Genomic DNA, 5,466 nt, shown 5'->3' with positions numbered 1-5,466 from the left:
CAGCATGCCGCGGTGAATACGTTCCCGGGCCTTGTACACACCGCCCGTCACACCATGGGAGTTGGTTTTACCCGAAGGCGCTGTGCTAACCGCAAGGAGGCAGGCGACCACGGTAGGGTCAGCGACTGGGGTGAAGTCGTAACAAGGTAGCCGTAGGGGAACCTGCGGCTGGATCACCTCCTTTCTAAGGAAGAACCTTAATGGAAACGCTCATCTGATGAGCCTCTGCCTTTTGGTTCTCTTGGAACAAGACGGCAAAGAGTCACTTTGACCGTCGCGCATACCTTAAGCGGGTCTGCCGCCTTCGTTTCTCTTTCTTCAGCGAATGACTTTGATTTGCGCTCGCGCGCCGTGTCGCACCCTTCGGGTGCTGGCGCTCCGCGAGGGCGCGGCACGAGCCGCGACGGCCTGTCGGCCTTGCGAGGCTCTGCCTCGATGCCGGCTACCATCTGCGCTTGGGGCTTAGGGCTTGTAGCTCAGTTGGTTAGAGCGCGCGCTTGATAAGCGTGAGGTCGGAGGTTCAAGTCCTCCCAGGCCCACCATCTCTGATGGAAGCTAGGTAGCTTCCTGTCTCCTCTACAAAGGTATCAGGGGCCGTAGCTCAGCTGGGAGAGCGCCTGCTTTGCAAGCAGGATGTCGTCGGTTCGATCCCGTCCGGCTCCACCATTACCTTTGGTGTCGAGTAGAGATGAGGCGTCAGAAAAAGTCATTCGTAAAAAGGTTTTGTGGTGAGCATCTAGCTTGCCGCTTGTTCTGTTTGACATTGTAAAGAGAAGATTTGTTCGAACTTCATGAGCTTGAAAAGGTTTGTGATTTGTCGCGGGAGACGCTCAATCTCCCGCATATGATGGGCTTGCCTAACCGCACCCTCGAACCGATCTCGAGAAGCTGGTCTTTTTGTGCCAATGACATCGAATTGGGTCCCGCACAGGATCCGGTACAGGCGACAATCTCTTCGGGATTGCGCGGACGCTAACCTCGCAAGGGGAAGGCTGAAGCGACAGTCCCTTCGGGATTGCGCGGGTGGGCATTGGCAATGAGAACGATCAAGTGTCTTAAGGGCAATTGGTGGATGCCTTGGCATGCACAGGCGATGAAGGACGTGATACGCTGCGATAAGCTACGGGGAGGTGCGAATACCCTTTGATCCGTAGATTTCCGAATGGGGAAACCCACCTAAGGTACTTGGAAAATCAGAGCAGCCGGAAGGTCGCAAGGCCGACTTGCTGCTGTGGTTTCCAAGTATCGATAATAGGTAACTTACCCTGAATACATAGGGGTAAAGTGGCGAACGCGGGGAACTGAAACATCTAAGTACCCGTAGGAAAGGACATCAACCGAGACTCCGGAAGTAGTGGCGAGCGAACCCGGACCAGGCCAGTGGCGATTGAGAGACAAGCGGAACCTTCTGGAAAGTAGGGCCATAGTGGGTGACAGCCCCGTACGCGTAATGCAATCAATCGTCCTCGAGTAAGGCGGGACACGTGAAATCCTGTCTGAAATTGGGGGGACCACCCTCCAAGCCTAAGTACTCGTGCATGACCGATAGCGAACTAGTACCGTGAGGGAAAGGTGAAAAGCACCCCGACAAGGGGAGTGAAAGAGTACCTGAAACCGATTGCCTACAAACAGTGGAAGCCCAAGGTTCGTCCTGGGTGACCACGTACCTTTTGTATAATGGGTCAGCGACTTAGTGTGACGAGCAAGCTTAAACCGCTAGGTGTAGGCGCAGCGAAAGCGAGTCTGAATAGGGCGTTCAGTTCGTCGCATTAGACCCGAAACCGAGTGATCTAGCCATGAGCAGGTTGAAGGTAAGGTAACACTTACTGGAGGACCGAACCCATAACTGTTGCAATAGTTCGGGATGACTTGTGGCTAGGGGTGAAAGGCCAATCAAACTCGGAAATAGCTGGTTCTCCGCGAAATCTATTTAGGTAGAGCGTCGACCGAATACCCCAGGGGGTAGAGCACTGGATGGGCTAGGGGTCCTCACCGGATTACCAAACCTAACCAAACTCCGAATACCTGGGAGTACTAGTCGGCAGACACACGGCGGGTGCTAACGTCCGTCGTGAAAAGGGAAACAACCCTGACCTACAGCTAAGGTCCCCAAGTTATGGCTAAGTGGGAAAGGATGTGAGGATCCCAAAACAACCAGGATGTTGGCTTAGAAGCAGCCATCATTTAAAGAAAGCGTAACAGCTCACTGGTCTAAATAAGGGTCTTTGCGCCGAAAATGTAACGGGGCTAAAGCCATACACCGAAGCTTAGGGTTTGGTCCGCAAGGGCCAAGCGGTAGCGGAGCGTTCTGTAAGCTGATGAAGCCATACCCGTGAGGGGTGGTGGAGGTATCAGAAGTGCGAATGCTGACATGAGTAACGTAAGGGGAGTGAGAGACTCCCCCGCCGAAAGACCAAGGGTTCCTGCTTAAAGCTAATCTGAGCAGGGTTAGCCGGCCCCTAAGACGAGGCGGAAACGCGTAGTCGATGGGAACCACGTTAATATTCGTGGGCTTGGAGGTAGTGACGGATCATTGAGGTAGTCCAATCTTATCGGATTGAACGGGCTGCTGCGTGGTTCCAGGAAATAGCTCCTCCTTATAAACCGTACCCGAAACCGACACTGGTGGTCTGGTAGAGTATACCAAGGCGCTTGAGAGAACTATGCTGAAGGAACTCGGCAAATTGCACGCGTAACTTCGGAAGAAGCGTGACCCTTTTCTACGCAAGTAGAGGAGGGTGGCACAGACCAGGGGGTAGCGACTGTTTATCAAAAACACAGGGCTCTGCGAAGTCGCAAGACGACGTATAGGGTCTGACGCCTGCCCGGTGCTGGAAGGTTAAGAGGAGGGGTGCAAGCTCTGAATCGAAGCCCCAGTAAACGGCGGCCGTAACTATAACGGTCCTAAGGTAGCGAAATTCCTTGTCGGGTAAGTTCCGACCTGCACGAATGGCGTAACGACTTCCCCGCTGTCTCCAGCATAGACTCAGTGAAATTGAATTCCCCGTGAAGATGCGGGGTTCCTGCGGTTAGACGGAAAGACCCCGTGCACCTTTACTATAGCTTTACATTGGCATTCGTAGTGGCATGTGTAGGATAGGTGGTAGGCTTTGAAACCTGGGCGCCAGCTCAGGTGGAGCCACCCTTGAAATACCACCCTTATTACTATGGATGTCTAACCGCGGCCCGTTATCCGGGTCCGGGACAATGTATGGTGGGTAGTTTGACTGGGGCGGTCGCCTCCTAAAGAGTAACGGAGGCGCGCGATGGTGGGCTCAGAACGGTCGGAAATCGTTCGCTGAGTGCAATGGCATAAGCCTGCCTGACTGCGAGACTGACAAGTCGAGCAGAGACGAAAGTCGGTCATAGTGATCCGGTGGTCCCGCGTGGAAGGGCCATCGCTCAACGGATAAAAGGTACGCCGGGGATAACAGGCTGATGACCCCCAAGAGTCCATATCGACGGGGTTGTTTGGCACCTCGATGTCGACTCATCGCATCCTGGGGCTGGAGCAGGTCCCAAGGGTATGGCTGTTCGCCATTTAAAGCGGTACGTGAGTTGGGTTCAGAACGTCGTGAGACAGTTCGGTCCCTATCTGCCGTGGGTGTAGGAATATTGAAAGGATCTGTCCCTAGTACGAGAGGACCGGGATGGACGGATCTCTGGTGGACCTGTTGTGGCGCCAGCCGCATAGCAGGGTAGCTATATCCGGACGGGATAACCGCTGAAGGCATCTAAGCGGGAAACCCACCTTAAAACGAGTATTCCCTGAGAACCGTGGAAGACGACCACGTTGATAGGCCGGGTGTGGAAGAGCGGCAACGCTTGAAGCTTACCGGTACTAATAGTTCGATCGGCTTGATCGTTCTCATTCCTTATGCTCATCGCTCCAAATCGGAGGATGACAGGCACAAAAAAGACCAGCGAATAGCCCCGAGAGGCACCCGACAGCTCCGCTGCCGATGCCTCTTTGTGCTCCTTCGCTCAAAAGCTTCTCGAACAACGTGCGTTTTGCCGACCTGGTGGTTATGGCGGAGCGGCTGCACCCGATCCCATTCCGAACTCGGCCGTGAAACGCTCCAGCGCTGATGGTACTTCGTCTCAAGACGCGGGAGAGTAGGTCGCTGCCAGGTCTGCTAAACGCACGTTGAACTCACATCCAATCGGATGGAGTGATATCTTCTCTTTATGAAATGGCCCGCCAAGGGATCACGGGCCGCGTAAGCGGCCCTTTCATTTGGTCAGCCATATACCTATCTGTAGGCCTCGGCTTACACAAAAAAGCAAGCAAACGCTTGCTTAGGAACGCAAGCAAGCGCTTGCTTAGATTAGCAAGCAAACGCTTGCTAAGATTAGCAAGCAAACGCTTGCTAAGATTAGCAAGCAAACGCTTGCTAAGAGGTGACGCGGGGTGGAGCAGCCCGGTAGCTCGTCAGGCTCATAACCTGAAGGTCACAGGTTCAAATCCTGTCCCCGCAACCAAACTTCACTAAACAAACAGCCCGCCTCGTGCGGGCTCTTTTGTTTTTTGCCCTGGTGCCGGCGTTTAACCCGTCATCAGGCGCCCCCAAGCAGGCCAAGCCCAAGCCGCCAGACAGAAAACTCAAATCCTCTCCCCAATCAAACTTCGGTAAGCAAACGGCCCGCCTGGAACAATGCCCGCCGGCCGTTCGCATTCGGGGGACAGTCGAAGGTTCTCGGAATACTCCGGGTGGTCAAGGCTGCTGTAAGCCGACGAAGCAGCAGACTTCTTGGCCAAGCGACATGGAGAGCGTCACGCCGCGCCCGGAGCAGATGCTTATCAAACAAGATCTGGGCTTCACGTGATAAGACGCGGCCGGCGGGAGGGCACCGCGCGAACTCCTGGGTGCAGATACTCCAACCACACTCCCCGGTTCGCGGCCAAAAAGGCCGGAAAGGCCTTGCCTGGCCCGTACGGCACCTTGGCGGCCTGCGACCAGCTTCGTCGACCGGAGCGTAGACTCCCCGGAAGTAGGTTGTGAAATATATTTCAGCATGTGAATTATATTGACAATGTGCGCCGAGGCTGTAATGTCCCGATCGTCGGCTTTCGGAGGAAGGTTGGCATCATCAAATCCATACGGCAGCGCTCGCTGAGCGCCTGCGACGGTCATTGAGGATGGCTTCGGCCAAGGGAGGAAACTTGCGCAAATTTCTGAGCACGCTCGCAATCGCGGCGGCTGCATCGACCTGCATTGGGTCGATGCAGGTACGCGCCGAAACCCCAAACCCGTTCAAATGCGAGCCGGGTGAAAAATATGTCATGAACGTCATGGTCTCGGGCGTCGAATACTGGTTCCCGGTCTATGAAATGTTCAAGCGGGCCGGCCAGCAGTTCGGCTGCGAGACCGCCTATACGGGTACGCCGGAATACGACGTCAACAAGCAGATCGCGACCTTCGACCAAGCGCTGGCGCAGAAGCCGGCCGGCATATTGGTGCATCC

The 5,466-nt window shown here is 54.9% G+C and carries 3 tRNA genes, 3 rRNA genes and 1 pseudogene; all 7 read left to right on the top strand.

Annotated features, from left to right (window positions below):
• Nucleotides 1-184: ribosomal RNA gene (locus EOC06_RS31705) — 16S ribosomal RNA — on the top strand; the annotation flags it as partial.
• Between the two features lie 281 nt (nucleotides 185-465).
• Nucleotides 466-542 (top strand) — tRNA-Ile (locus EOC06_RS31700).
• A gap of 48 nt (nucleotides 543-590) precedes the next feature.
• Nucleotides 591-666: transfer RNA gene (locus EOC06_RS31695), tRNA-Ala, on the top strand.
• 378 nt (nucleotides 667-1,044) lie between these two features.
• Nucleotides 1,045-3,866: ribosomal RNA gene (locus EOC06_RS31690) — 23S ribosomal RNA — on the top strand.
• A 152-nt stretch (nucleotides 3,867-4,018) separates the two neighbouring features.
• A 5S ribosomal RNA gene (gene rrf, locus EOC06_RS31685) occupies nucleotides 4,019-4,133 on the top strand.
• A 272-nt stretch (nucleotides 4,134-4,405) separates the two neighbouring features.
• A tRNA-Met gene (locus EOC06_RS31680) sits at nucleotides 4,406-4,482 on the top strand.
• A gap of 682 nt (nucleotides 4,483-5,164) precedes the next feature.
• A pseudogene (locus tag EOC06_RS31675) lies at nucleotides 5,165-5,466 on the top strand (sugar ABC transporter substrate-binding protein); the annotation flags it as partial.

It is taken from the genome of Mesorhizobium sp. M7A.F.Ca.MR.362.00.0.0, from assembly GCF_004023175.1.
Classification (GTDB): Bacteria; Pseudomonadota; Alphaproteobacteria; order Rhizobiales; family Rhizobiaceae; genus Mesorhizobium.
This window is presented reverse-complemented; position numbering and strand designations above follow the sequence as displayed.